Annotated in this window: 24 protein-coding genes; 11 read left to right on the plus strand and 13 right to left on the minus strand. The window is 73.5% G+C overall.

Features of this window, described 5'->3' with window-relative positions; genetic code table 11:
- The first annotated feature begins 56 nt into the window (after positions 1-56).
- The 6 genes from ACWEOZ_RS00580 to ACWEOZ_RS00605 all read left to right on the plus strand — a co-directional run bounded on the left by ACWEOZ_RS00580 (position 57) and on the right by ACWEOZ_RS00605 (position 5,302).
- Positions 57-1,076 (plus strand): aldo/keto reductase, encoded by a 1,020-nt coding sequence (locus ACWEOZ_RS00580; RefSeq protein WP_451908642.1) that lies wholly within the window; start codon positions 57-59, stop codon positions 1,074-1,076.
- Positions 1,077-1,105: 29 nt separating this feature from the next.
- Complete coding sequence (locus tag ACWEOZ_RS00585; protein ID WP_451908643.1) at positions 1,106-1,630, plus strand: PadR family transcriptional regulator; 525 nt, start codon at positions 1,106-1,108, stop codon at positions 1,628-1,630.
- The gene (locus ACWEOZ_RS00590) at positions 1,627-2,307 is read left to right on the plus strand and encodes an ABC transporter ATP-binding protein (RefSeq protein WP_451908644.1); all 681 of its coding nucleotides are present in this window, start codon (positions 1,627-1,629) and stop codon (positions 2,305-2,307) included. Before ACWEOZ_RS00585 ends, ACWEOZ_RS00590 begins: the two co-directional genes overlap by 4 nt.
- Positions 2,304-4,523, plus strand: a complete 2,220-nt coding sequence (locus tag ACWEOZ_RS00595; RefSeq protein WP_451908645.1) for an FtsX-like permease family protein — start codon at positions 2,304-2,306, stop codon at positions 4,521-4,523. The genes ACWEOZ_RS00590 and ACWEOZ_RS00595 overlap by 4 nt, the downstream gene beginning before the upstream one ends.
- A 7-nt stretch (positions 4,524-4,530) precedes the next feature.
- Positions 4,531-5,037: a DinB family protein gene (locus tag ACWEOZ_RS00600; protein ID WP_451908646.1), complete on the plus strand. Its 507-nt coding sequence runs from the start codon at positions 4,531-4,533 to the stop codon at positions 5,035-5,037.
- 70 nt (positions 5,038-5,107) lie between these two features.
- Entirely contained in the window at positions 5,108-5,302 is a 195-nt protein-coding gene (locus tag ACWEOZ_RS00605) for a hypothetical protein (RefSeq protein WP_360552915.1), read from the plus strand.
- 57 nt (positions 5,303-5,359) lie between these two features.
- Here the strand turns inward: ACWEOZ_RS00605 and ACWEOZ_RS00610 are convergent, their stop codons facing one another.
- On the minus strand, positions 5,360-5,638 hold the full coding sequence (locus tag ACWEOZ_RS00610) for a YggT family protein (RefSeq protein WP_433720772.1): 279 nt from the start codon (positions 5,636-5,638) through the stop codon (positions 5,360-5,362).
- Between the two features lie 77 nt (positions 5,639-5,715).
- Between ACWEOZ_RS00610 and ACWEOZ_RS00615 the strand changes: the two genes are divergently transcribed.
- Together ACWEOZ_RS00615 and ACWEOZ_RS00620 are read left to right on the plus strand one after the other, a co-directional pair.
- Positions 5,716-6,444 (plus strand): MBL fold metallo-hydrolase, encoded by a 729-nt coding sequence (locus tag ACWEOZ_RS00615; RefSeq protein WP_451908647.1) that lies wholly within the window; start codon positions 5,716-5,718, stop codon positions 6,442-6,444.
- 9 nt (positions 6,445-6,453) lie between these two features.
- Positions 6,454-7,002, plus strand: a complete 549-nt coding sequence (locus ACWEOZ_RS00620) for a GNAT family N-acetyltransferase (protein ID WP_451908648.1) — start codon at positions 6,454-6,456, stop codon at positions 7,000-7,002.
- On the opposite strand, the gene ACWEOZ_RS00625 is transcribed toward ACWEOZ_RS00620, so the two are convergent.
- Positions 6,971-7,840, minus strand: a complete 870-nt coding sequence (locus tag ACWEOZ_RS00625) for an NAD(P)H-binding protein (protein ID WP_451908649.1) — start codon at positions 7,838-7,840, stop codon at positions 6,971-6,973. The two genes, ACWEOZ_RS00620 and ACWEOZ_RS00625, sit on opposite strands and share 32 nt — an antisense overlap.
- Before the next feature lie 81 nt (positions 7,841-7,921).
- Here ACWEOZ_RS00625 and ACWEOZ_RS00630 point away from each other — a divergent pair, with 81 nt between their 5' ends.
- On the plus strand, positions 7,922-8,605 hold the full coding sequence (locus tag ACWEOZ_RS00630; RefSeq protein ID WP_451908650.1) for a TetR/AcrR family transcriptional regulator: 684 nt from the start codon (positions 7,922-7,924) through the stop codon (positions 8,603-8,605).
- On the opposite strand, the gene ACWEOZ_RS00635 is transcribed toward ACWEOZ_RS00630, so the two are convergent.
- Positions 8,595-9,452, minus strand: coding sequence for a helix-turn-helix transcriptional regulator (locus ACWEOZ_RS00635; RefSeq protein WP_451908651.1), 858 nt, complete (start codon positions 9,450-9,452; stop codon positions 8,595-8,597). The two genes, ACWEOZ_RS00630 and ACWEOZ_RS00635, sit on opposite strands and share 11 nt — an antisense overlap.
- Before the next feature lie 87 nt (positions 9,453-9,539).
- Between ACWEOZ_RS00635 and ACWEOZ_RS00640 the strand changes: the two genes are divergently transcribed.
- Positions 9,540-10,316 (plus strand): SDR family NAD(P)-dependent oxidoreductase, encoded by a 777-nt coding sequence (locus tag ACWEOZ_RS00640; protein WP_451908652.1) that lies wholly within the window; start codon positions 9,540-9,542, stop codon positions 10,314-10,316.
- Here the strand turns inward: ACWEOZ_RS00640 and ACWEOZ_RS00645 are convergent.
- The 6 genes from ACWEOZ_RS00645 to ACWEOZ_RS00670 form a co-directional block, all read right to left on the minus strand.
- Entirely contained in the window at positions 10,209-10,961 is a 753-nt protein-coding gene (locus ACWEOZ_RS00645) for a DUF2306 domain-containing protein (RefSeq protein WP_451908653.1), read from the minus strand. The two genes, ACWEOZ_RS00640 and ACWEOZ_RS00645, sit on opposite strands and share 108 nt — an antisense overlap.
- Before the next feature lie 72 nt (positions 10,962-11,033).
- Positions 11,034-11,690: a response regulator gene (locus ACWEOZ_RS00650; RefSeq protein WP_451908654.1), complete on the minus strand. Its 657-nt coding sequence runs from the start codon at positions 11,688-11,690 to the stop codon at positions 11,034-11,036.
- On the minus strand, positions 11,687-12,805 hold the full coding sequence (locus ACWEOZ_RS00655; protein WP_451908655.1) for a sensor histidine kinase: 1,119 nt from the start codon (positions 12,803-12,805) through the stop codon (positions 11,687-11,689). The genes ACWEOZ_RS00650 and ACWEOZ_RS00655 overlap by 4 nt, the downstream gene beginning before the upstream one ends.
- A gap of 55 nt (positions 12,806-12,860) precedes the next feature.
- Complete coding sequence (locus ACWEOZ_RS00660) at positions 12,861-13,892, minus strand: zinc-binding dehydrogenase (protein WP_451908656.1); 1,032 nt, start codon at positions 13,890-13,892, stop codon at positions 12,861-12,863.
- A gap of 4 nt (positions 13,893-13,896) precedes the next feature.
- Positions 13,897-14,766: a hypothetical protein gene (locus ACWEOZ_RS00665; RefSeq protein ID WP_451908657.1), complete on the minus strand. Its 870-nt coding sequence runs from the start codon at positions 14,764-14,766 to the stop codon at positions 13,897-13,899.
- Positions 14,767-14,821: 55 nt separating this feature from the next.
- Positions 14,822-15,400 (minus strand): DUF1684 domain-containing protein, encoded by a 579-nt coding sequence (locus ACWEOZ_RS00670; protein WP_451908658.1) that lies wholly within the window; start codon positions 15,398-15,400, stop codon positions 14,822-14,824.
- A gap of 131 nt (positions 15,401-15,531) precedes the next feature.
- Here ACWEOZ_RS00670 and ACWEOZ_RS00675 point away from each other — a divergent pair, with 131 nt between their 5' ends.
- Entirely contained in the window at positions 15,532-19,167 is a 3,636-nt protein-coding gene (locus ACWEOZ_RS00675) for a family 78 glycoside hydrolase catalytic domain (RefSeq protein ID WP_451908659.1), read from the plus strand.
- Here ACWEOZ_RS00675 and ACWEOZ_RS00680 read toward each other — a convergent pair.
- Genes ACWEOZ_RS00680 through ACWEOZ_RS00695 form a run of 4 tightly spaced genes read right to left on the minus strand, consistent with a single transcriptional unit; the run spans position 19,146 to position 22,187 of the window.
- Positions 19,146-20,207 (minus strand): ABC transporter ATP-binding protein, encoded by a 1,062-nt coding sequence (locus tag ACWEOZ_RS00680; RefSeq protein WP_451908660.1) that lies wholly within the window; start codon positions 20,205-20,207, stop codon positions 19,146-19,148. The genes ACWEOZ_RS00675 and ACWEOZ_RS00680 overlap by 22 nt on opposite strands.
- Positions 20,204-20,995, minus strand: a complete 792-nt coding sequence (locus ACWEOZ_RS00685) for an ABC transporter permease (protein ID WP_451908922.1) — start codon at positions 20,993-20,995, stop codon at positions 20,204-20,206. The genes ACWEOZ_RS00680 and ACWEOZ_RS00685 overlap by 4 nt, the downstream gene beginning before the upstream one ends.
- On the minus strand, positions 20,992-21,792 hold the full coding sequence (gene modA / locus ACWEOZ_RS00690) for a molybdate ABC transporter substrate-binding protein (RefSeq protein WP_451908661.1): 801 nt from the start codon (positions 21,790-21,792) through the stop codon (positions 20,992-20,994). Before modA ends, ACWEOZ_RS00685 begins: the two co-directional genes overlap by 4 nt.
- On the minus strand, positions 21,789-22,187 hold the full coding sequence (locus ACWEOZ_RS00695; RefSeq protein ID WP_451908662.1) for a TOBE domain-containing protein: 399 nt from the start codon (positions 22,185-22,187) through the stop codon (positions 21,789-21,791). Before ACWEOZ_RS00695 ends, modA begins: the two co-directional genes overlap by 4 nt.
- Positions 22,188-22,220: the final 33 nt, after the last annotated feature.

Consider the following 22,220-nt stretch of genomic DNA (forward strand, 5'->3'; position numbering starts at 1 on the left):
CGGGAGCGTAACAGCATGTCTGTACACCATGACCAGACACGCTGTATGGTCGGCGAATGAGATATCGGACGCTGGGCCGGAGCGGACTGCGCGTCTCCGAGCTGATCCTCGGGGCGATGACCTTCGGTGAGCAGGGCGGTGTGGGGGCGCCGCCGCAAGAGTGCCGCCACATGCTGGACGCCTACGCCGAGGCGGGTGGCAACGCGATCGACACCGCGGTCAACTATCGCGGCGGGGCCAGCGAGGAGATTCTCGGCGCTCTGCTCGAGGGCCGCCGGGACTCGTTCGTGCTGGCGAGCAAATACACGGTCACCCGCGACGCCGCCGATCCTAATGCCGGTGGCAACGCCCGGAAGAATCTGCGCGCTTCTCTGGAGACCAGCCTGCGCCGGCTGCGCACTGACTACCTGGATGTGTTCTGGGTGCACATGTGGGACCGGGCGACGCCGATCGAGGAGACGATGCGCGCCCTGGACGACGCCGTACGGGCCGGCAAGATCCTCTACGTCGGCATCTCGGACGCGCCGGCCTGGGTCGTGGCCCGCGCCAACACGCTCGCGGAGTGGCGGGGCTGGAGCCCGTTCATCGGCCTGCAGGTGCCGTACAGCCTGGTGCAGCGGGACGCGGAACGCGAGCTGCTGCCGATGGCCGAGGCGCTCGGCCTGGCCGTCACGGCGTGGAGCCCGCTGGGCGGCGGAGTGCTGTCCGGCAAGTACACGGTGGACGGCGACGCGGGCAGCACCCGGCTGGACCGGGCGAGCGTCGACGAGCGGACACACGCGATCGTCCGGGCCGTGCTGGCCGTCGCGGCGGAGATCGGCGCGACGCCGGCCCAGGTCGCCCTGGCCTGGGTCAGGAGCCGGTCCCGCGCCGTCTTCCCGATCCTGGGCGCCCGGCGCCTGGCCCAGCTCCAGGACAACCTGGGGGCGCTGAGCGTCGAGCTGTCCGACGAGCAATGCGGCCGGCTGGCCGCGGCGACCGGCTTCGAGCTCGGCTTCCCGGGCGACTTCATCAACCAGAACGCCCGCTGGGTGTTCGGAGCCGCGGATATCGAGGGTGCTTCCGCTATTCCCTGAGCGTATACTCTCAGCGTATAGTTGCCGTCATGACGGTGCCGCTTACCCTTCTGGGGCTTCTCGAACGTGAACCCAGCCACGGCTATGACCTCAAGCGTGACTACGACGCCTACTTCGGGCGGGGCAAGCCGCTCTCGTTCGGCCAGGTCTACTCCACGCTGTCCCGCCTGGCCCGCGACGGCAAGGTCGTCATCAGCGACCTGGAGCCCGGCGAAGGGCCCGACCGCAAGCGCTACATCATCACCGATCTCGGCGCGACCGAGGTGGACGGCTGGCTGACCGAGCCGGTCGCCCCCGAGCCGCACCTGCAGACCGTGCTCTTCGCCAAGGTGACTCTCGCGCTCATGCTCGGGCGCAACGCCGAGGGCTATCTCGACACCCAGCGTGCCGCTCACCTGCAGCGGATGCGCGAGCTCACCGAGATCAAGCGCACCGGCGGCCTGGTCGACGCCCTGCTCGCCGACCACGGCCTGTTCCACCTGGAGGCCGATCTGCGGTGGATCGACCTGACCTCCGCCCGGCTCGACGCGCTGGCCAAGGAGGTCCGGTCGTGACTGTCATCGAGGCGCGCGACGTCGTCCTGTCGTTCGGTGAGACGCCCGCGCTGCGCGGCGCCGACCTCGCCGTCGCCGAGGGGGAGCTGCTGGCCATCATGGGTCCGAGCGGCTCCGGCAAGTCCACGCTGCTGCACTGCCTGGCCGGCATCCTGGTGCCGGAGTCGGGCGAGATCCTCTTCGAGGGCCGGCGGGTGGACCGGCTCGGCGAGACCGAGCGCAGCCGCCTGCGGCGGGACAAGTTCGGCTTCGTCTTCCAGTTCGGCCAGCTCGTCCCCGAGCTCAGCGCGCAGGAGAACGTCGCATTGCCGTTACTGCTCAACGGGATGCGGCGGGCCGCGGCGGTGGCCGAGGCCCGGGCCTGGTTCGGCCGGCTCGGGCTCGACGGCCTCGAGGAGCGCCGCTCCGGCGAGCTCTCCGGCGGTCAGGCCCAGCGGGTCGCCCTGGCCCGGGGGCTGGTGGCCAAGCCGCGGGTGCTGTTCGCCGACGAGCCGACCGGCGCGCTCGACTCGCTCACCGGCGAGCACGTCATGGACCTGCTGGTCAACGCGGCCCGGGCGGAGGGCACCACGGTCGTGCTGGTCACCCACGAGCCGCGGGTCGCCGCGTACGCCGACCGGGAGGTCGTCGTCCGCGACGGCCGGGTGCACTCGCTGACCGCCGAGGCGATCGCATGATCCGCTTCGGGCTGCGGCTCACCCTCGCCGGCGGCCGGGAGGCAGCGGTACGCCTGGTCGTCATCGCCCTGGCCGTGGCCCTCGGGGTGGGCATGCTGCTGCTGGCCCTCACCGGCCTGAACGGCGTGAAGAGTCAGAACGACCGGTACGGCTGGGCCAACTCGGCGGACGCGCCCGGCGCCGAGCAGGGCGTCGATCCACTGTGGTGGCAGCTGCGGGTGGACGGCTTCGACAGCCGTACCGTGGGCCGGGTCGATCTGGCCGCGACCGGTCCGCGCTCGCCGGTGCCGCCGGGCCTGCCCCGGCTGCCCGGCCCGGGGGAGTACTTCGCGTCGCCGGAGCTGGCCGAGCTGATCGCGGACACCCCGGCGGCTCAGCTGGCCGACCGCTTCCCGGGCCGCCGCCTGGCCGGCACGATCGGCCGCGACGCGCTGCCGGCCCCGGACTCGCTGGTCGCCGTCGTCGGCTACACCCCCGCGGAGCTGCAGAAACGCGCCGGCGTCACGCGGGTCGGCACGATCGCGGCCACCCCGCCGGAGCAGTGCCCGAACGGCTGCTGGAGAGGCATCCCTACCTCCGGTCTGCAGCTCATCCTGGCCGTGGTGGCGGCCGCCCTGATCTTCCCCCTGTTCATCCTCATCGGCACGGCCACCCGCCTCGCCGTCACCCGCCGCGAGCAACGGTTCGCGGCGATGCGGCTGGTCGGTGCGACCCCGGCGCAGGTCTCCACCGTGTCCGCGGTGGAGTCCATGGTCTCCGCACTCGCCGGCACGGTCCTCGGCTTCGTCCTGTTCTTCCTCGTCCGGGACACGGTGGCGGCCATTCCGTTCACCGGCGCCCCGATGTTCCCCGACGACCTGGCGCTCGACCCGGTGATCGTCGCCGGCGCGGCGCTCGGGGTGCCCCTGGTCGCCGCGCTCGCGGCCCGGCTGGCCCTGCGCCGGGTGCAGATCTCCCCGCTGGGGGTCACCCGGCGGGTCACGCCCCGGCCGCCCCGGGCCTGGCGGCTGATCCCGCTCGCGGCCGGCCTGGGCGAGCTGGCGTACTTCGTGGGCCGCCGGCCGGACACCACCAACGGGCAGATCATGGCCTTCCTGCCGGGCATCTTCATAGTCATGATCGGCCTGCTCGTGGCCGGCCCGTGGCTGACCATGGCCGGCTCCCGGCTGGTTGCGCGCCGGGCGAAGCGGCCCGCCTCGCTGATCGCGGCCCGCCGCCTGGCCGACAACCCACGGGCCGGCTTCCGCTCGGTCAGCGGCCTGGTGCTGGCGCTGTTCGTCACGAGCGTGGCGGTCGGGGTGATGGGTTCGATCGCTGCCGACCGGGGCACGCCGAGCCAGGCGCCTGACGCCGCCAACCTGATCACCCTGTTCCGGGATCGGGACGTGGCGCCGATCGGTGATCCGGTCCCGGCCGGGCTGGCGGCGCAGCCGGGTGTCCGGGGTGTCGCCGTGACCCGGATCCCGCCGGCGAGCGTGCCGGTGCCCGAGGCCCCGCCCGGTTCCACCACCTTCTGGCCTTACGTGCTGGCCTCATGCGACGACATCGCCGGGCTGCCGGGCGTGACCCCCTGCGCCGCCGGGGTCCGTACCGTCTGGGTGTGGCCCGACCTGACCGGCCCGGACGAGTGGACCGGGCCGTGGCCTCCCGCGGACGTCGACCCGGCCCAGCTGAGCACCTTCAGCGCGCAGTCGGTCGTGACCGTGACGGACGGCTCGACGCCCGCGCTGGAACGGGCGCGGACGATTCTCCAGCTGGCCCACCCGATGCTCTACTCGCCGTATTCCAGCGTGGAGTTCATGGCCGAGACGGCCAAGGTCTTCGAGGGCTGGAAGCGGCTGGCCGACGTGGTGATCCTGGCCAGCCTGGCCATCGCCGGGTGCAGCCTGGCGGTGAGCGTGGCCGGCGGGCTGAGCGAGCGCAAGCGCCCGTTCAGCATGCTGCGGCTCACCGGCGTCTCGCTCAACACCCTGCGCCGGGTGGTCGCACTGGAGAGCGTCACCCCGCTGGTGATCGCCGCGGTAGTGGCGCTGGGCTCGGGGCTGCTGGCGGCCCATCTGTTCCTGACCGCGCAGATGGAGTTGTCGCTGAGCCCACCCGGGATCTCGTTCTATGTCATCGTGGTCGCCGGGCTCGCGGCGTCGCTCGCCGTGATCGCGTCCACGATGCCGCTGCTGCGCCGGATCACCGGCCCGGAGGCGGCCCGCAACGAATGAGGGACCTGTGCAGGACGACCGGATCGGACCACCCCTGCTCGGCGGGGAACGCGAGACACTGCGCGCGTTCCTGGACTTTCACCGGGCGACGCTCGCGATGAAGTGCCAGGACCTGTCGGACGACCAGCTGCGGCAACGCTCGATGCCGCCGTCGACGCTGACCCTGCTGGGCCTGGTGCGGCACCTGGCCGAGGTCGAGCGCACCTGGTTCCGCCGGGTCATCAACGCCGAGGACATCCCGCTGCGCTGGTCGGCGGAGGGCGACTTCCAGGCCGCGTACGACGCGTCGGCGTCCACCCGGGCCGAGGCGTTCGGCGCCTGGCAGGAGGAGGTCGAGCACGCCCGCCGCATCGAACGGGCGGCCGAGTCGCTGGACGTGACGGGCTACCAGGCGCGGTGGGGCGAGAAGGTCTCGCTGCGCCTGGTGATGCTGCACATGATCCACGAGTACGCCCGGCACAACGGCCACGCGGACTTCCTGCGCGAGGGCATCGACGGCGAGGTCGGCGCCTGAGCCACCCGCCCGGCGCGCCGGGGACCGGGGAGTCTTCGGCCCGGCCGGACGGTGGGGCAGACTGATGCCCATGGTGCAGCCAGGTCCTGACCCGGACAACTACCCGCCGATCGACCCGAGCGAGCCCGTCCCCGACGATCCGGGCGAGCTGTCCCCGGACACCCCGGAGACGCTGCCCCCGCCCCCGGTCGAGCCGATGCCCGGCCCCGACGACCCGGGCAACGTGCCCGAGGGCGACCCCGGCAACGTGCCCGAGCCCGCCTGAGCAGGCGACGGCCCGGCTGATCACTCAGCCGGGCCGTCGTGGTCAGTCAGGAGGGGGTCAGCCGATCAGCGAGCGGATGATCACGATGGCCAGGAAGACCACGATGAACGCCAGGTCGATGGACATCCCGCCGAGCCGCAGCGGCGGCACCACGCGGCGCACCGGAGCCAGGATCGGCTCGGTCACCGCGTGCACCCCGGCGGAGAGCCGGGAACGCACGGACCCGTACGCGGACGGCCCGGCCAGCGCCACGGTCCAGTCGAGCACCGCCCGGGCGATCAGCAACACCTGCAGCAGCAGCAACACCAAGCTCACGAGGGCGAGCACGAGACCCATGAAGACCTCCAAGGCCGGACGGGGGCGCTCTCCACTATGCGGCTTTTTGTTGTGAATTCGCTGAGTGGCGGTTGCGGATGCGGCTGACCGTCCTGGGAGCCTGCGGCGCCTGGCCGGAGCCCGGCTCGGCCTGTAGTGGCTACCTGGTGGAGCACGACGGCTTCCGGCTGGTGCTCGACCTCGGTTACGCCACCATGCCGCGGCTGCCCGGGCCGGTCGACGCGGTCTTTGTCAGCCACGGCCACCCCGACCACTGCGCGGACCTCAACCCGTTGCTGCGCGCCCGGGCGTTGAGCGCGGATCCGCCGGCACCGCTGCCGGTCCACGCCCTGCCGGGCGCGCTCGATGTGGTGCTGGCCCTGGACCGGCCGGGGATGCTGGACGACGCCTACGTGCTGCACGAGCTCACGCCGGGGGAGACCTTCCGGGTCGGCCCGTTCGCCGCGTCGACCCGGCTGCTGCCGCATTTCGTGCCCAACGCGGGCATCCGGCTGGCCGTTGATGGGCGGGTGCTGGCGTACACGGGGGACTGCGGCCCGAGTGCCGAGGTGGTGGCGCTGGCCCGGGACGCGGATCTGCTGATCGCCGACGCGACGCATCTGGGCGGCGTACCGCTGGAGGATCGGGGTCTGCTCAGTGGCCCGCGGGATGCGGGCCGGCAGGCCCGGGAAGCCGGGGTACGGCACCTGCTGCTCGCCCATCTGTGGCCCGGCACCGACCACCGTGCCGCCGTTGCCGAGGCGGCGGCCGAATACCGCGGCCGGATCGGTGTCGCGGTGCCCGGGCTTGTGGTGACCCCTGGGTAGGCTGCCGGGATGTACGCGATCGATCTTGGCGGGGGAGCGCAGCTGCGGCCGCTGGAGCCGTGGCAGGCGCCGGAGTTCCTCGCCCACATGGACCGGGCCCGCGCCACCGTGGATCCGTGGATCCCGTGGGCCGGCATCAGCACCGACCTGGAGTCCGCGACGGCGACCCTGCAGCGCTACGCGGACAAGGCGGCCGGCGACAGCGGCCGGCTGCACGGCATCTGGCTCGACGGCACGCTCGTCGGCGGCGTCATGTTCGTCCACTTCGACGTGGCCGCGGGCACCTGTGAGGTCGGCTGCTGGCTGGAGCCGGCCGCCCAGGGCCGCGGCCTGATCACCCGCGCCGCCCGGCTCATCATCGACTGGGCGATCGAGGTGCGGGGCATCTTCCGCGTCGAGTGGCTGTGCCGCACCGACAACACCGCGAGCGCGAACGTCGCTCGCCGCCTCGGCATGCGCCTCGACGGTGTGCTGCGCGGGGAGTTCCTCTACAAAGGTGTCCGCCACGACACCGAGGTGTGGTCGCTCATCGCTCCGGACCGGCCGGCAGCGAGCTGACCAGGTAGTCCTCGATGCTGGTGGCGGGGCGGCCCAGCAGGCCGGCCAGCGTCGGGCCGGCCGGAGCGAAGTCGCCGCGCCGGCTCGCGGCGAACAGGCCCACCAGCATGTCGGCGGCGGACTCGGGCAGGCCCGCGGCGAGCAGTCCCTGCCGGTATTCCTCGTCCGGGACGACCACCCGGTGAATCGGCCGGCCGGTGCGTTGCGTGGCGATCTCGGCCACCCGGGTCATGTCGACCGCCGCCGGGCCGGTCAGCGGCGGGGTGAGGCCGTCGAAGCCGCCGTCGATCAGGATCTTCGCGGCGGCCGCGGCCAGGTCGGCGTGGGTGGTCCAGGCGACCGGGCCGTCCTCGGGCACCCGCAGCTCGCCCGTCTGCAAGGCGTGCCCCAGCAGCATCGGGACCGTGCTGGCGTAGAAACCGTTGCGCAGTGCGGTGAACGCGACGCCGGCCTGCCGCAAGGCGTCCTCGGTCGCGGCGTGGTCGGGCATCGGCGGGAAAGGCGAAGCCGGGTCGGCACCCATGTGGCTGGTGTAGACGATGCGCTTCACGCCCGCTGCGACGGCGGCGTTGACGGCGTTGCGGTGCCGGCGCACGGACTCCGCCCCGGTGCTGTTCACCGAGACGATGAGCACGGTGGACGCGCCCTCGAAGGCGTCGCCCAGGCCGGCGGGGTCGTCGAAGTCGCCCGGCCGGACCCGGACACCGCGCTGGTGCAGGTCGGTGAGCTGCTGCGGATCGCGGACGCTGGCCCCGAGCTGCTCGGCCGGCACGTGCTCCAGCAGGTTGTCGAGGACGGCGCGGCCCAGCTGTCCGCTTGCCCCGGTAACGATGATCATGAGATGTCCTTTCCAGTGATAACAAGGAGACCGTACCACCGGTAATACCGGTGGAAACAAGAGTGCGTTATCGTTGCTGATGTGAGTGACAGCACGCGGGAGCGCATCGTGGCCGCGGCTCTGGACCTGCTGACCGGGGGCGGCGAGGACGCCGTCTCGACGCGGGCCGTCAGCGCCGCCGCCGGGGTGCAGCCGCCGACCATCTACCGGTTCTTCGGCGACAAGCAGGGCCTGCTCGACGCGATCGCGACCCACGGCCTCCAGCAGTATCTGGCCACCAAGTCCACGGCCCCGCTGTCCGACGATCCCGTCGCCGACCTGCGCCGCGGCTGGGACCTGCACGTCGAGCTGGGTCTGGCCAACCCCGCGCTCTACACGCTGATGTACGGCCGGCCCCGCACCGGTCACGCCGCCTCGGCCGCCACCCGCGCGGCGGCCGACGTGCTGGCCGGGCACATCAGGCGGATCGCCGAGGCCGGCCGGCTACGGGTGTCCGAGGCACTGGCCGCCTCGCTCGTGCACGCGGCCGGTTCCGGCGTCACCCTCGCGCTGATCGCCACTCCGGCGGAGCAGCGCGAGCCGGCCCTGTCCGTCACCGCCCGGGAGGCTGTCATCGCGGCGATCAGCACCGACCGGCCCGTCGGCCGGGAGCCGGGGCCGGTGACCGCGGCCGTGGCGCTGCACGCCGCCCTGCCCGCGGTCGACAGCCTCTCGACGGGCGAAAAGGTGCTGCTGGGCGAATGGCTGGACCGCATCACGGCCTGACCGCGGGGGTCATGCGCTGGGTGCCGATGACCGAGAGCAGGTGCAGGGCCGCCTCGGACGGCGAGCCCGGAGCCGCGGTGTAGATGACCACCCGCTGGTCCCGGTCCGCGATGTCCAGCACGTCGCAGTTGACCGTGACCGGCCCGACCTGCGGGTGGTGGAACGTCTTGATGAGAGCGGGCACCGTGCGGATGTCGTTCGAGTCCCACAAGCGGGCGAAGTCCTCGCTGCCCGTGAGGAGATCGTGGATCAGCTCGTTCAGCTCCGGGTCGCCGGGATAGCGGGCGGCGGCGGCCCGCAGGTGCAGGGCGGACCTGCGGGCGAAGGCGTCCGCGTCGGAAACGCCGTACAAGCGGCGGCCGTCGAGGTGCGGGCCGAGGAAGACGCGCCGCACCAGGTTGCGCTCCCGGCGGGAGCGGGCGGAGAAGTCCTCCATCAGCGCGGCGGCCAGGTCGTTCCAGGCGATCACCTCGTACGTCGCGGACGTGACGATCGCGGCCGTGAGCGGCAGGCGCCGCAGCAGGTCCACGATGCTCGGCCGGACCTCACGGGACGGGCCGGGCGGCGGGCCCGGTGGGTAACCGGCCAGGTGGTGCAGATGGTCACGCTCGGCGTCCGACAGCCGCAGGGCCCGGGCCAGGCCGGCGAGCACCTCACGGGACGGGTGCGGGCCACGGGTCTGCTCCAGCCGGGTGTAGTACTCGGTCGAGATGAACGCCAGCTGCGCCACCTCCTCGCGGCGCAGGCCGGGGGTGCGGCGGCGGGGGCCGGCCGGGAGCCCCACGTCGGCCGGCGTGATCCGCTCCCGCCGGGAACGGAGGAAATCCGCGAGCTGTCGCTTGTCCACCGGCCCAGTGTCGTCGCGCCCGGCGGTGGCTATCCAGGTACCGGCGATGCCTGGATAGGGTCTGGGCCGGGGCGCAGGGTCGGGGCCATGGACAAAGAAACCACTGAGGGCCTGCTGGCCGGCAAGGTCGCCTTCGTCTCCGGCGCCGGGCGGGGCATCGGGGCCGCCGCGGCCCGCCTGTTCGCTCGCGAGGGCGCCCGGGTGCTGCTGGCCGCGCGCACCGAGGAACAGCTGAAGACCGTGACCGAGGAGATCCGGCGGGACGGCGGCCGCGCGGACCACGTGGTCTGCGATCTGGCCGACGCCGACAGCGTGCGGGCCGCCGTCGCGCGGACCGTCGAGGTCTTCGGGCGGCTCGACGTCGCCTTCAACAACGGCGCCACGATCACCCCGCCGGTGCCGTTCGACCAGATACGGCAGGAGCACTTCGACGAGCTGTACGCCGTGAACCTCCGCGGCGTGTGGCTGGCCATGGTGGCCGAGATCGGTGCCATCCGGGAGACGGCCGGCACCGGGGCCATCGTCAACAACTCCAGCGTGGGCAGCCTGCGCGGCAATCCGGCGCTGCCCGCGTACGGGGCGATGAAGCGCGCGGTCAACAGCCTCACGGAGTCGGCCGCCGTCACGTACGGCCCGCAGGGCATCCGGGTCAACGCGATCGCCCCCGGCAACACGAGCACCGAGATGATCCGTACCTGGGAGGCGGACTCGCCCGGCCTGACGGACCGCCTCATCGCCGCGACGCCGCTGCGCCGTTCAGCCGATCCGGCCGAGATCGCCGAGGCCGCGGCGTGGCTGCTGAGCGACCGGGCCTCCTTCGTGACCGGTGCCGTGCTCCCGGTCGACGGCGGCGCCCGGGCGTGACCTGACCGGGCGGGGACGGCGCCGGATGATCCATTCCGCCACCGCCAGGTTGATCGCCCAGGCGGCGATCATCAGCACCGCCCGGGTGCCGACGCCGGGCTGACCCGCCGTCAGCACCCACGGCGCGTGGGTCAGCGCCTGCGTGCCCGCGCCCTGACCGATGGCGTAGGCCCGGATCATCCACGCGCGGTGCCGGACGATGTCGCGCCGCCGGATCGCGAGGAAGCTGAGCACGATCGCCGCCGCCATGACCGTCCCGAAGCCCAGCCGGGCCACTCCGAGGACCCCGAAGCGGGGGCCGTCGAAGGCCGGCAGCGGGTAGTACAGGGTCATCCACACCCCGGTCACCGCCGCGGCCAGGCCGCACGGCACCAGGACGCGACCGGCGATCCGGTGCCATCGGGGCCGGCGCCGGCGCAGCCCGCGGTGGAACTGGAACGCCCCCAGCAGGCAGAAGAGGGAGGCGCCGATGATGTGCACGACCACCGGCAGCGGCACGGCGAGGAAGCGGGCGTTGGCCGACGTGGCCTCGGCGCCGGAGGCCAGCTCGGTCACCCGGACGCCGCCGGCGAGCACCGGTACGGCGCTGAGCAGCAGCAGACCCGCCGTGACCCGCCACTCGGACCGGGGGGAGGAATTCGTCATGACCCGATGGTGTCGGTCGGCGCCGGTCGGCTCATCGGTCCCAGGTCCGGTGGCCGGGCCGTACTTTCGGCGTCAGCGCCCGTGCACGCGGTGCGTCTCGTAGGCCCAGATCGCGATCTCCACCCGGTTCCGGGCGCCGAGCTTGTTCATCAGGCTGGTGACGTGGGTCTTCACGGTGCTGAGGGTGATGTGCAGCTCGGTGGCGATCTCGGCGTTGGTCCGCCCGCGGGCCACCGCGCCCAGCACCTGCTCCTCGCGGTCGGTCAGCGGGTCGACGGGCTGCACCGCCGCCGCGGGTCCCGAGCTCGCGAAGGTCCGCAGCAGCCGCGCGGTGATGCTCGGCGCGATCAACGCCTCCCCGTCCGCGGCGGCGTGCACGGCCTGGGCCAGCATGGCCGTTCCGGCGTCCTTGAGCAGGAAGCCGCGGGCCCCGGCGCGCAGTGCGGCGTACACGTACTCGTCGAGGTCGAAGGTCGTGATGACGACCACCGCCAGCGGATCGGTGACGTCCGGCCCGGCCAGCGCCCGGGTGGCCGCGATGCCGTCGACGCCGGGCATCCGGATGTCGAAGAGGCACACGTCGGGACGCAGGTGCCGGGCCAGCTCGACGGCCCGCCGGCCGTTCGCGGCCTGGCCGACGACCTCGATGTCCGGCTGCGAGTTGAGGATCATCGTGAGCCCGGTCCGGACGATCTCCTGGTCGTCGGCGACGACCACCCGGATGCTCACGCCGGCGCCTCGCCGCGGGGCAGCACCGCGGTGACGGTCCAGCCGCGGCCCGGGTCGGGGCCGGCCTCGCAGGTGCCGCCGAGCAGCCCGGCGCGCTCGGCCATGCCGATCAGGCCGTAGCCCGGTGAGCCGGTCCGGCGCGGGTGGCTCTCGCCGTCGTCGCTGACCCGCAGCCGCACCGCGGTGGGATCGGCGCTGACCCGGACCTCGATGCGGGTCGCGTGCCGGGCGTGCCGCCGGGCGTTGGTCACCGATTCCTGGGCCAGCCGGAAGATCGCCGCACCGACCGGGGACGGGATGCCGGTGAGGTCGCCGGTGACGCCGACGTCGACCGGCGGGCCGGTGCGGGAGCGGCCGGCCAGCGTGGCCAGGTCCTCCAGGCGGGGACCAGGGTCGGGCTCGGCCGGCCGGTCGTGCCGCAGCACCCGGACCATGCTGCGCATCTCGGCCAGCGCCCGGGACGCCTCGGCCTCGATGATCCGCAGGGCGTCGGTGGCGGCGGCCGGGTCGTGCGGCGCGGTGGCCAGGCCGGCCTGGGCCCGGATGGCCATCGCGGACACGTGGTGGGCGACGGTGTCGTGCAGGTCCCGGGCCAGCCGTTCGCGTTCGAGCAGGGCGACCTGTTCCAGCTCGCGCTGCCGGGCCCGGGCCCGGTACCGCGCGGCCAGGCCGAGGGCCACGGTCGCGGAGATGACGGCGGGACCGGCGACCAGATCGGCCCCGCCGAGCTGCCCGGCGGCCGCGGCGAGCACGCCCTTGGCCAAAACGACGGCCAGCCCCAGCACGGCCTCGCGGCCGGAACCCCAGCGCAGCAGGGCGTACAGCAGGATCAGCACGAAGGCGACCGTGTACATCTCCAGGGCCGGGAGGAGCCCGCTGACCCCGAAACCGATCACCACCATCAGCAGCGGCCGGGTCCGGCGCCACAGCAGGGTCGGCACCAGCGCGACGACCACGGCGACCGACACGAACCGCCACGGCAGCTCAGGACGCAGCAGCCCTTCGAGCACGGCGAGCGGGATCAGCACGGCGACCAGAGCCCAGTCCCGCCACACCCGCGCCGGCGGGTGCGGGGAGCGGGGCTCGTCCCGGATCGAGCGCAGCAGTTCGAGCACGTGCTGATCGTACGGATGGCCCACCGCCACCAGATCGTCCCAAAGTACTAGGGGCTCAGGGCACGATGACCTGGACGCCGGCCGGGGCGGCGCCGTCCATGGCGGCCAGGGCCGCCGGGGCGTCCGGGAGCGCGAGCTCACCGGTGACCAGCTCGCCGGGGCGCAGCGCGCCCGACTCCACCAGCGACAGCATCTCCGGGTACGCGTGTGCCGGCATCCCGTGGCTGCCCAGGAGCTCCAGCTCGTGCGCGACGACCAGCTCCATCGGCACCGTCGGGCGGCCGGTCACCGCCGGCAGCAGGCCCACCTGCACGTGCCGCCCCCGCCGGCGCAACCCTTCGATCGAGGCGGTGAGGGTGACCTGGCTGCCCAGCGCGTCGAGGGAGACGTGCGCGCCGCCGCCGGTGAGCTCCCGGATCGCCTCGACCGGCGGTGTGGTGGCATCGACCGTGGCCGCCGCGCCGAAGCGCCGGGCCAGGGCCAGCGCCTCGGCCGACACGTCGACGGCGACCACCCGGGCCCCCGCCGCCACCGCGATCATCACCGCGGACAGCCCGACACCGCCGCACCCGTGCACCGCGACCCACTCGCCGGGCCGGACCCGCCCCTGGGCCAGCACCGCGCGGAAGGCCGTCGCGAACCGGCAGCCCAGGGTGGCGGCCGCGGCGAAGCTGATCCGGTCGTCCAGGCGCACCAGGTTGGTCTCGGCGTGCGGCACCACGACGAGATCGGCGAACGAGCCCCAGTAGGTGAAGCCGGGCTGCTCCTGCCGGTGGCAGACCTGCTGGTCGCCGGCCAGGCAGGCCGGGCAGGTGCCGCACGCGCAGACGAACGGCGCGGTGACGCGGTCGCCGGCCCGCCAGCCCCGGACGCCCGCACCGACCGCGGCGATCTCCCCGGCGAACTCGTGCCCCGGGACGTGCGGCAGCCGGATGTCGGTGTCGTGGCCGCGCCAGCCGTGCCAGTCGCTGCGGCACAGCCCGGTCGCGCGGACGGCCACGACGACCCCGCCGCCGGGTGGCTCGGGGTCGCGGACGTCGCGAAGCTCGGGCAGGTCACCGAACCGGTCGTAGATCACCGCACGCATGACCTCATCGTCGCAGCCGGCCGTACGACTCCAGCGTGCGGAGCGCCTCGACCGTGATCATGCCCCGCCACTCCAGCCGTGACGCGGCGCTCGGCGGCTTCCAGGTCGGCTGCCAGCCGCCGTCCGGCTGCTGGGCCGCGAGCAGGTGGTCGAGGTGGCCGTCGAGCTGCTCGTCGGTGAACAGCGAACGCCAGGGGGAGTCGGCAACCGGGGCAAGGTGCAGCGGGGTCAGCCCGTATCCCTCCGCGTCGGGGTCGAGGTGGAACCCCGAGGAAGCCATCAGCCGCTCGACCACCGCGGGCACCTGCTTGTCCGCTCGCTCCCGGTCGGGTACGTGGGCGAGGAACACGAGCACCTCGGACAGGGCGTGCACCTCGTCGTCGGGGATCCGGCCCTCCGCCAGGGCCTGCCAGCAGTAGCCGGTCGCCTCGTCGCGCCACGGGTGCGCGAAGTTCAGCTGGTACAGCAACCCGGCGAGGCCGGCGGTCGGGTTCAGCCCCGGCACATAGGTCCAGTCCGTCATGTGCTCGGCGCGGGGATAGGCCTCGATGACCGGCGCGGCCAGCGAGACCGCTCCGTCGACGGCACCGCGCCGCAGGAAGTCCGCCGCGCCTCGCAGGAGGTCCGGATCGCTAGCGCCTACGGTGGCGAGGGTCCGCAGGGCGACCTCGACGTCGATGGGCAGGCTGGCCGGGCAGCGGGTGTCCGGTTCGAGCCCGTGGCCGAAGCCGCCGTCGTCGTTGCGGTAGCCGCGGAGCGCGTCGACGACACCGGTCGCCGGGGCACCGTGAAACAGAGTGTTGAAGAGGCGTTGCTCCAGCAGCCGGGCCTCGGCCCGGACGAACCGCTCGGCGGCGGCGAAGACATCATCCATGGCCGCAGCGTAGGAGCCCGCCGGTGGCACCGTCTTGAAGAAATCGGACGCGCGGTCAGTGGTACTTGAGCTCGCCGGCGGTGATCGCGGTGGTCAGCCTGTTCTCCGGGGGTGCCAGGGGGCAGAGCCACTGGTCGTCGTACGCGCAGCTCGGGTTGTAGAGGTAGTTGAGGTCCAGCAGGACGCGGGTGCGGGACACCATCTCCAGGCCGCGGCCGTGAGTGCCCTTCACCGTGTCCGTCAGGTAGCGGCCGCCGCCGTACGACTGGGGGCCGCAGGTCGAGTCGCGGACCGGCAGGAACAGGCCACCCCCGTACGCGGCCAGCCACCACAGCGACAGCTCGCCCCACGGGGTGTCCAGGATGCCCACCCGGTCGTAGTGGCACACGCCGTCCGGCCCGCCCGTGTCGATGTCGATCTCGCCCGGGGCCGGCCGCAGCTCCACCTCGGCGCGGAACTCCTCGCTCGGCGGGAAGTAGGACAGACCCTCGAAGTCGCCGGTGCTCGGGATCGGTGACTGGGGGTGGTACGCGAACAGCTCGTCACGCCGGGCGCGGAAGTCGGAGAGGTCGGTCGCGGTCAGGTAGATCCGGGCCACCGCCGCGCGGTAGTCGGCGAGTTCGAGTGCCTGCACGCGGACCACCGTATCCCGGACCCCTTGAGTGGATCTTGTAGTTCGTCCTACGCTCGAAAGGTCAGCGCATTGAAACGTTTAAATGCGTTGATCCGCTGCCCCGCGCACCTCCCCCCACCGAGGAGAATCGCATGGCCAAGTCCCTGTCCCCCCATGCCCGGAAACCGCTGCTGCTCGCCGCGGCCCTCCTGCTGCTGCCCGGCTCCCCGGCCGCCGCGGCGCCGCCCGTCTCCCGCCCCGCCGCCCTGATCACCGCGCCGGTCGGCCTGGCCGGCGCGCACTGGATCTGGTTCGCCGAGGGGGAGCCCGCCCAGAGCGCCCCCGCCGCCACCCGCTACCTGCGCCGCACCTTCACCGTCCCGGCCGGCCCCTACACCGACGCCCAGCTGGTCGTGACCGGAGACGACACCGTCGACGTCTGGCTCAACGACACGTACCTCGCCGGCTCCACCCGGACCGCCGACTCCTGGAAGACCGCCCGTTACGTCGACCTGGCCGCCGCCCTCAAGGCCGGCAGCAACACCCTCACGATCGCCGCGCGCAACACCGGTACGGGCCCGGCCGGTGTCCTCGGCCGGATCCGGGTCGCCACCGCGCAGAGCACTGTCGACCTGGTCACCGACGGCAGCTGGCAGGCGGCCGACTCGGTGCCGCAGACCTGGACCGCCGCCAAGGACCTCGGCGCGTACGGCACCGGTCCCTGGCGCAGCGATGTCGCCGGTCCCGACCCCGGCGCCGGCTCGCCGGTCACCCTCGCCGGCCTGACCACCGAGCGCCGGACCGACCCGGTCGGCCTCGACACGGCCAAGCCGCGCTTCGGCTGGCGGCTCGTCTCGGCCGCCACCGGCCAGCTGCAGGGCCGCTACCAGGTCACCGTCGGCACGACCCCGGGTGCCGCGGACATCTGGGACAGCGGCCAGGTCACGTCCGGGCAGAGCGTGGACATCCCGTACGGCGGACCGGCGCTGCTCAGCAACCGCACCTACCACTGGCGGGTACGGGTCTGGGACGCCCAGGGCCGGCCCAGCCCGTGGAGCTCCGCCGCCCGCTTCGACACCGGCCTGTTCAACCCGGCGGCCGAGTGGCAGGCGGACTTCATCGGCGGCCCGGCCACGGCGAACCTCACCGGCGCCGAGTGGATCTGGTATCCCGAGGGCGACCCGGCGACCACCGCTCCGGCCGAGCAGCGGTTCTTCCGGCGCACCTTCGACCTGGCCGCGGTGGCGAAGTCCACCCTCGTGGTGACCGGGGACGACACCGCCGACGTGTGGGTCAACGGTTCCCGGGTCAGCACCTCGCGACGCGTCACCGACTCGTGGAAGCGGGCCACCACAGTGGACGTCACGGCGCAGCTGCGTACCGGGACGAACACCATCGCGATCGCCGCGGCCAACAACGAGGCCGGACCGGCCGGTGTCATCGCCAAGCTGGCCGGCGGCACGACCACCGTGGCGACCGGCAGTGCGTGGAAGGCCGCGCAGTCCGGCTCGGCCGGCTGGGAGCAGCCCGGCTTCGACGACTCGGGCTGGGCCGCGGCCAAGGTGACGGCTGCCTACGGCGCCGGCCCGTGGGGCGCGCAGGTCACGGTGCCGAACCCGACGCCGTACCTGAGCAAGGGTTTCAGCGTCGGCAAGCCGGTCGCCCGGGCGCGGCTCTTCGCCACCGCACTGGGCCTGCACGACACCTATCTCAACGGCACCAAGGTCGGCGCCGAACGAATCGCCCCCGGCTGGACCGACTACGACGACCGCCTGCAGTACCGCGTCTACGACGTCACGGGCAGCCTGAAGCAGGGCAGCAACACCTTGGGGGCACTCGTCGGCAACGGCTGGTACTCGGGCAACATCGGCTTCGCCGGCAGCCGGCGGTACGGCACCTCGCCGTGGTACTCGGCGCAGCTGTCCATCGAGTACACCGACGGGACGCGGGCTGACGTGCGTACCGACGGCTCCTGGTCGGCGACCGCCGGCGTGATCGTCGCCGACGACCTGTACCACGGCGAGGATCAGGATGCCCGCATCCGGCCCGGGGCCGGCACCGCTGTCACCGTCCGCACCGCCGCCGAGCCGCGGCTGGTCGCCCAGGTCGACCCCGGCGTCACCGTGCAGCAGCAGCTGCGGCCCAGGAGCATCACCCAGCCCAGGCCCGGGGTCTTCATCGCCGACCTCGGGCAGAACTTCGCCGGCTGGAACCGGCTCACCGTGACCGGCCCGGCCGGCACCCGGGTGACCCTGCGGCACGGCGAGATCCTCAACGCCGACGGCACGCTCTACACCGCGAACCTGCGCGCCGCCCAGGCCACGGACACCTTCACGCTCGCCGGGACCGGCGCGCCGGAGGTCTTCGAGCCGCACTTCACCGTGCACGGCTACCGGTACGTCGAGCTGACCGGCTTCCCCGGCACCCCCACCGCCGACAGCCTCACCGGGCTCGCCGCCTGGACCGACGGCGCCGAGACCGGCACCTTCACGACCAGCGATCCGCTGGTCAACCAGTTGCAGCACAACATTCTCTGGGGCGCCCGCTCCAACATGCTGTCCATTCCGACCGACTGCCCGCAGCGCGACGAGCGGCTCGGCTGGACCGGCGACATCGCAGCGTTCGGGGCCACGTCGACGTTCAACTTCGACACCCACGGACTGCTCACCAAGTTCGCCGACGACCTGGTCGATGCCCAGCGGGCCGACGGGGCGTTCACCGACGTGGCCCCGGCCGTGATCGACGGCGCGGGCAAGGCCGGCTGGGCCGATGCGGGCGTGATCGTGCCGTACACGGTGTGGCAGCGTTACGGCGACCTGTCCGTCGTGGACAAGCACTTCGCGGCCATGGCCCGCTACGTCGACTACCTCTCCTCGACCGCGGGGGCGGACCTGATCCGCGACCACGAGACCTTCGGTGACTGGCTCAACGTCGACGACAACACCCCGAACGACGTCTCCAGCACGGCGTTCTTCGGCTGGTCGGCGCGCCTGCTCTCGCGGATGGCCGCGGCCACCGGCCGCACGGCCGAGGCGACCCGGTACGGCACGCTGGCCGACCGGATCGCGGCGGCGTTCACCAACCGCTTCGTCGCCGCCGACGGGACCGTGGGCAGCAACAGCCAGACCGGGTACGTGCTCGCGCTCGCCTTCGGCCTGGTGCCCGCCGGCCGCGCCCAGGCGGTGGCGGACAAGCTCGCGGCCAAGGTGGACAGCCGCAACGGGCACCTGTCCGTGGGCTTCATGGGCGTGGAGAATCTGCTGCCGGTGCTGGCCGGGCACGGGCACACCGACACGGCGTACCGGATCCTGCAGCAGCCGGACTATCCCGGCTGGGGTTACATGAACTCACGCGGCGCGACCACCGTCTGGGAGCGCTGGGACGGGATCCGGCCCGACGGTTCGCTGCAGGACGTGGGGATGAACTCGTTCAACCACTACGGCCTGGGCTCGGTGGGGGACTGGCTCTACCGCACGGTGGGCGGGGTGGCCCCGGCCGCGCCGGGCTACCGGCAGGTGCTGGTCGCCCCGAAACCCGGCGGTACGGTCACCTCCGCGACCGCGTCGCTGCAGACCCGGTACGGCCAGACGCGCTCGGAGTGGACCCGCACCGGCTCCACGCTGACGCTGAAGGTGGTGGTCCCGCCGAACGCGACGGCCACGGTCCAGGTCCCGGCGCCGTCCGCGGCTGCTGTCACCGCCCCGGCGGAGGCTGTGCCGCAGGGCTACGGCGGTGGCGTCGCGTCCTACAGCCTGGCCTCCGGTAGCTACACCTTCACGGCGGGGTAGGTCGTCGCCTCGGTCGCTTTGAGGCTGGCCCAGACCTCACGACCGGGCTCGAGTCCCAGCTGCACGGCGGCCGCCGGCGTCACGTCGGCGGCCACCGTGATCCCGCCGGTCAGCTCGATGCGCAGCGCGTCCCCGTGCCGGGAGACGGACGCCACGGTCGCCGGCCAGGTGTTGCGGGGGCTCCCGTCGGGGCGCGCCGCGTACAGGGCGACGGCGGCGGGCGGGAACGCCACGAACACGTCACCGTGCAGCGGTGTCGCTGTGGTCAGGGCGAAGTCGTCGGTGATCCGGACCAGCCCGCCCTCGGCCCGGCCGCGGTAGAGATTGAGTCCCACCAGCCGGGCCACGTAGTCGGTGCGCGGCCGGGACGTGATCGCGGCCGCGTCGCCGGATTGCACCACCCGGCCGTGCTCGAGGATGACGAGCCGGTCGGCGAGCATCATCGCGTCCAGCGGATCGTGGGTGACCAGCACCGTGGGCCCGGCGTGCCCGGCGAGGTGGCCGCGCAGGTGGGTCCGGGTGTCGAGCCGGGTCCGGGCGTCCAGCGCGGCGAGCGGCTCGTCCAGCAGCAGCAGGCGCGGCCCGGTGGCCAGCGCCCGGGCCAGTGCCACCCGTTGGGCCTGCCCACCCGAGAGCTGCCGCGGCTTCTTGCCGGTGTGCTCGGCCAGTCCGACCCGGCCCAGCAGCTCGGCTGCCTCGGCCCGGGCCCGCGCGCGCGGCACGCCCCGGCAGCGCGGCCCGAAGGCGACGTTCTCCAGGGCGGACAGGTGCGGGAACAGCAGGTAGTCCTGGAAGACCACGCCGATGTGCCGGTGCTCGGGCGGGGTGTTCACCTTGGCCGCCGGGTCGTCCAGGCGTTCGCCGTCGAGCTCGATGGAGCCGTCGTCGAGGGGGACGAGCCCGGCCAGCGCCCGCAACGCGGTGGTCTTGCCGGCGCCGTTCGGGCCCAGCAGCGCCACCACCTCGCCGGCCTCGGCGCGCAGCACGGCGTCCAGCGTGAACCCGTCGCGCCGGACGACCAGGCGCGCGTCCAGGCTCACGGGGCACCCAGCCAACGGTCACGCAGCCCGGCCAGGATCACCACACTGACCACGAGCAGCACCAGGCTCAGCACGATGGCCGCGTCCAGGTCCCTTTCCAGGGCCAGGTACACGGCCAGCGGCATGGTCTGGGTGCGCCCCGGGAAGTTGCCGGCGAAGGTGATCGTCGCGCCGAACTCGCCCAGCGCCCGGGCCCAGCACAGCACCGCCCCGGCCGCGACCCCCGGCCCGATCAGCGGCAGCGTGACCCGGCGGAACGCCGTCCACCGGCTCGCCCCCAGCGTCGCCGCGGCCTCCTCGAAGCGCGGGTCCGCCCCCCGCAGCGCCCCCTCGACGCTGATCACCAGGAACGGCATCGCCACGAAGGCCTCGGCCACCACCACCCCGGCGGTGGTGAAGGGCAGGCTGAAACCGAACGTGGCGTCCAGCCACTCGCCGACCAGGCCGCGCCGGCCGAAGACCAGCAGCAGCGCGACCCCGCCGACCACCGGGGGCAGCACCAGCGGCACGGTCACCAGCGCCCGGACCAGCCGCCGGCCGGGGAACCGGGCCCGGGCCAGCAACCAGGCCAGCGGTACGCCCAGCAGCAGGCACACCACGGTGGCCAGGGTCGCCGTCAGCAGGGACAGCCGCAGGGCCGCCAGCACACCGGGCTCGGTGAGCCGTTGCGGCAGGGTCGTCCAGGGTGCCCGGATCACCAGCCCGGCCAGCGGCAGCACGAGGAACGCCAGCCCGGCGATCGCGGGGATCGCCAGGGCCAGCGGCGCTCGGGACGGTGACCGGCTCAGGGCTGCTGGAACCCTGCGTCGGTGAGGATCCGCTGCGCCTCAGGGGTCCGGAGGAAAGCGAGGAAGGCGGTGGCGCCGCCCGGATTCGGCGCGTCCTCGAGCGCGACGATCGGGTAGTCGTTGACCGCCCCGGCGGACTCGGGGAACTCGACGCCGTCGACGTCGGCCGCCGCCGCCTTCACGTCGGTGCGGTAGACCAGCGCGGCGTCCACCTCGCCGAGCTTCACCTTGGCCAGCGCGGCCTTGACGTCCTGCTCCAGGGTCACCGGCGTGAACCGGACGCCGGCCGCGGACAACGCCTTCCCGGCGGCCGCACCGCAGGGGACCTGCTCGGCGCAGAGAGCCACCTTGACGCCGGAGCCGGCCAGGGCGGCCAGGGTGGTCAGGCGCTTCGGATTGCCCTTCGGCACCGCGATGACGAGCTGGTTGCGGGCGAAGGTGACCGGGGTGCCGGTGGCGGCGCCCGCGTCCGTGACCGTCTTCATGGTGGTGGCACTGGCCGCGGCGAACACGTCGGCCGGGGCGCCCGCGGTGATCTGCTGGGCCAGGCCCGCGCTGCCACCGAACGAGAAGCTCACCTCGGCGGACGGGTTGAGCTGCTCGAACTTCGTGCCGATGGCGGTGAACGCCTCGGTCAGGGAGGCCGCCGCCAGCACCGTCACCGGTCCGGCCGCGCCGCTCCCGGCGGAGCCCGCCGGAGCCGCTCCCGGACCGGCGTCGTTTGCGGCCGAGCCGCCGCATCCGGTCGTGGCCAGCACCGCGGCGACCACGACGGCAGCCCATCGTCGTGCCCTCATGCGTCGTCCCCTCGTTCCACGACCACAGTCGTGGACTTGATGACCGCGGTCGCCGGGGAACCGACCTCCAGGCCCAGGTCGTCGACGGCCTCCCGGCTCATCAGCGACACCAGCCGGAACGGCCCGGCCTGGATGTCGACCTGGGCCATCACCGCGTCCCGGGTGATCGCCGTGACGATGCCGCGCAGCCGGTTGCGGGCCGAGGAGCGCCGGGACCCGGTGGCGGGCTCGTCGGCCAGCGAACGCGCGAACGCGGCCAGGTCGGCGCCGGCGACCGTGCGGTGCCCGTGGCCGTCCCGCTCGGCCGCCAGCCGGCCGGCGTCGATCCAGCGGCGCACGGTGTCGACGCTGACCCCGAGCAGCTCGGCCGCCTCACCGATCCGGTACGTCGTCACAACCGCCAGCCTAGGCCGCAGATGCGAGGCCGT

The sequence above is a fragment of the Actinoplanes sp. NPDC004185 genome (genome assembly GCF_053603475.1).

Coding starts and splice junctions, on each gene's coding strand:
- ACWEOZ_RS00640 (WP_451908652.1), top strand. CDS start 9,540: ATGGACAAAGAAACCACTGAGGGCCTGCTGGCCGGCAAGGTCGCCTTC.
- ACWEOZ_RS00580 (WP_451908642.1), top strand. CDS start 57: ATGAGATATCGGACGCTGGGCCGGAGCGGACTGCGCGTCTCCGAGCTG.
- ACWEOZ_RS00605 (WP_360552915.1), top strand. CDS start 5,108: ATGGTGCAGCCAGGTCCTGACCCGGACAACTACCCGCCGATCGACCCG.
- ACWEOZ_RS00625 (WP_451908649.1), bottom strand. CDS start 7,840: ATGATCATCGTTACCGGGGCAAGCGGACAGCTGGGCCGCGCCGTCCTC.
- ACWEOZ_RS00665 (WP_451908657.1), bottom strand. CDS start 14,766: ATGGATGATGTCTTCGCCGCCGCCGAGCGGTTCGTCCGGGCCGAGGCC.
- ACWEOZ_RS00615 (WP_451908647.1), top strand. CDS start 5,716: ATGCGGCTGACCGTCCTGGGAGCCTGCGGCGCCTGGCCGGAGCCCGGC.
- ACWEOZ_RS00610 (WP_433720772.1), bottom strand. CDS start 5,638: ATGGGTCTCGTGCTCGCCCTCGTGAGCTTGGTGTTGCTGCTGCTGCAG.
- ACWEOZ_RS00620 (WP_451908648.1), top strand. CDS start 6,454: ATGTACGCGATCGATCTTGGCGGGGGAGCGCAGCTGCGGCCGCTGGAG.
- ACWEOZ_RS00660 (WP_451908656.1), bottom strand. CDS start 13,892: ATGCGTGCGGTGATCTACGACCGGTTCGGTGACCTGCCCGAGCTTCGC.
- modA (WP_451908661.1), bottom strand. CDS start 21,792: ATGAGGGCACGACGATGGGCTGCCGTCGTGGTCGCCGCGGTGCTGGCC.
- ACWEOZ_RS00645 (WP_451908653.1), bottom strand. CDS start 10,961: ATGACGAATTCCTCCCCCCGGTCCGAGTGGCGGGTCACGGCGGGTCTG.
- ACWEOZ_RS00595 (WP_451908645.1), top strand. CDS start 2,304: ATGATCCGCTTCGGGCTGCGGCTCACCCTCGCCGGCGGCCGGGAGGCA.
- ACWEOZ_RS00585 (WP_451908643.1), top strand. CDS start 1,106: ATGACGGTGCCGCTTACCCTTCTGGGGCTTCTCGAACGTGAACCCAGC.
- ACWEOZ_RS00675 (WP_451908659.1), top strand. CDS start 15,532: ATGGCCAAGTCCCTGTCCCCCCATGCCCGGAAACCGCTGCTGCTCGCC.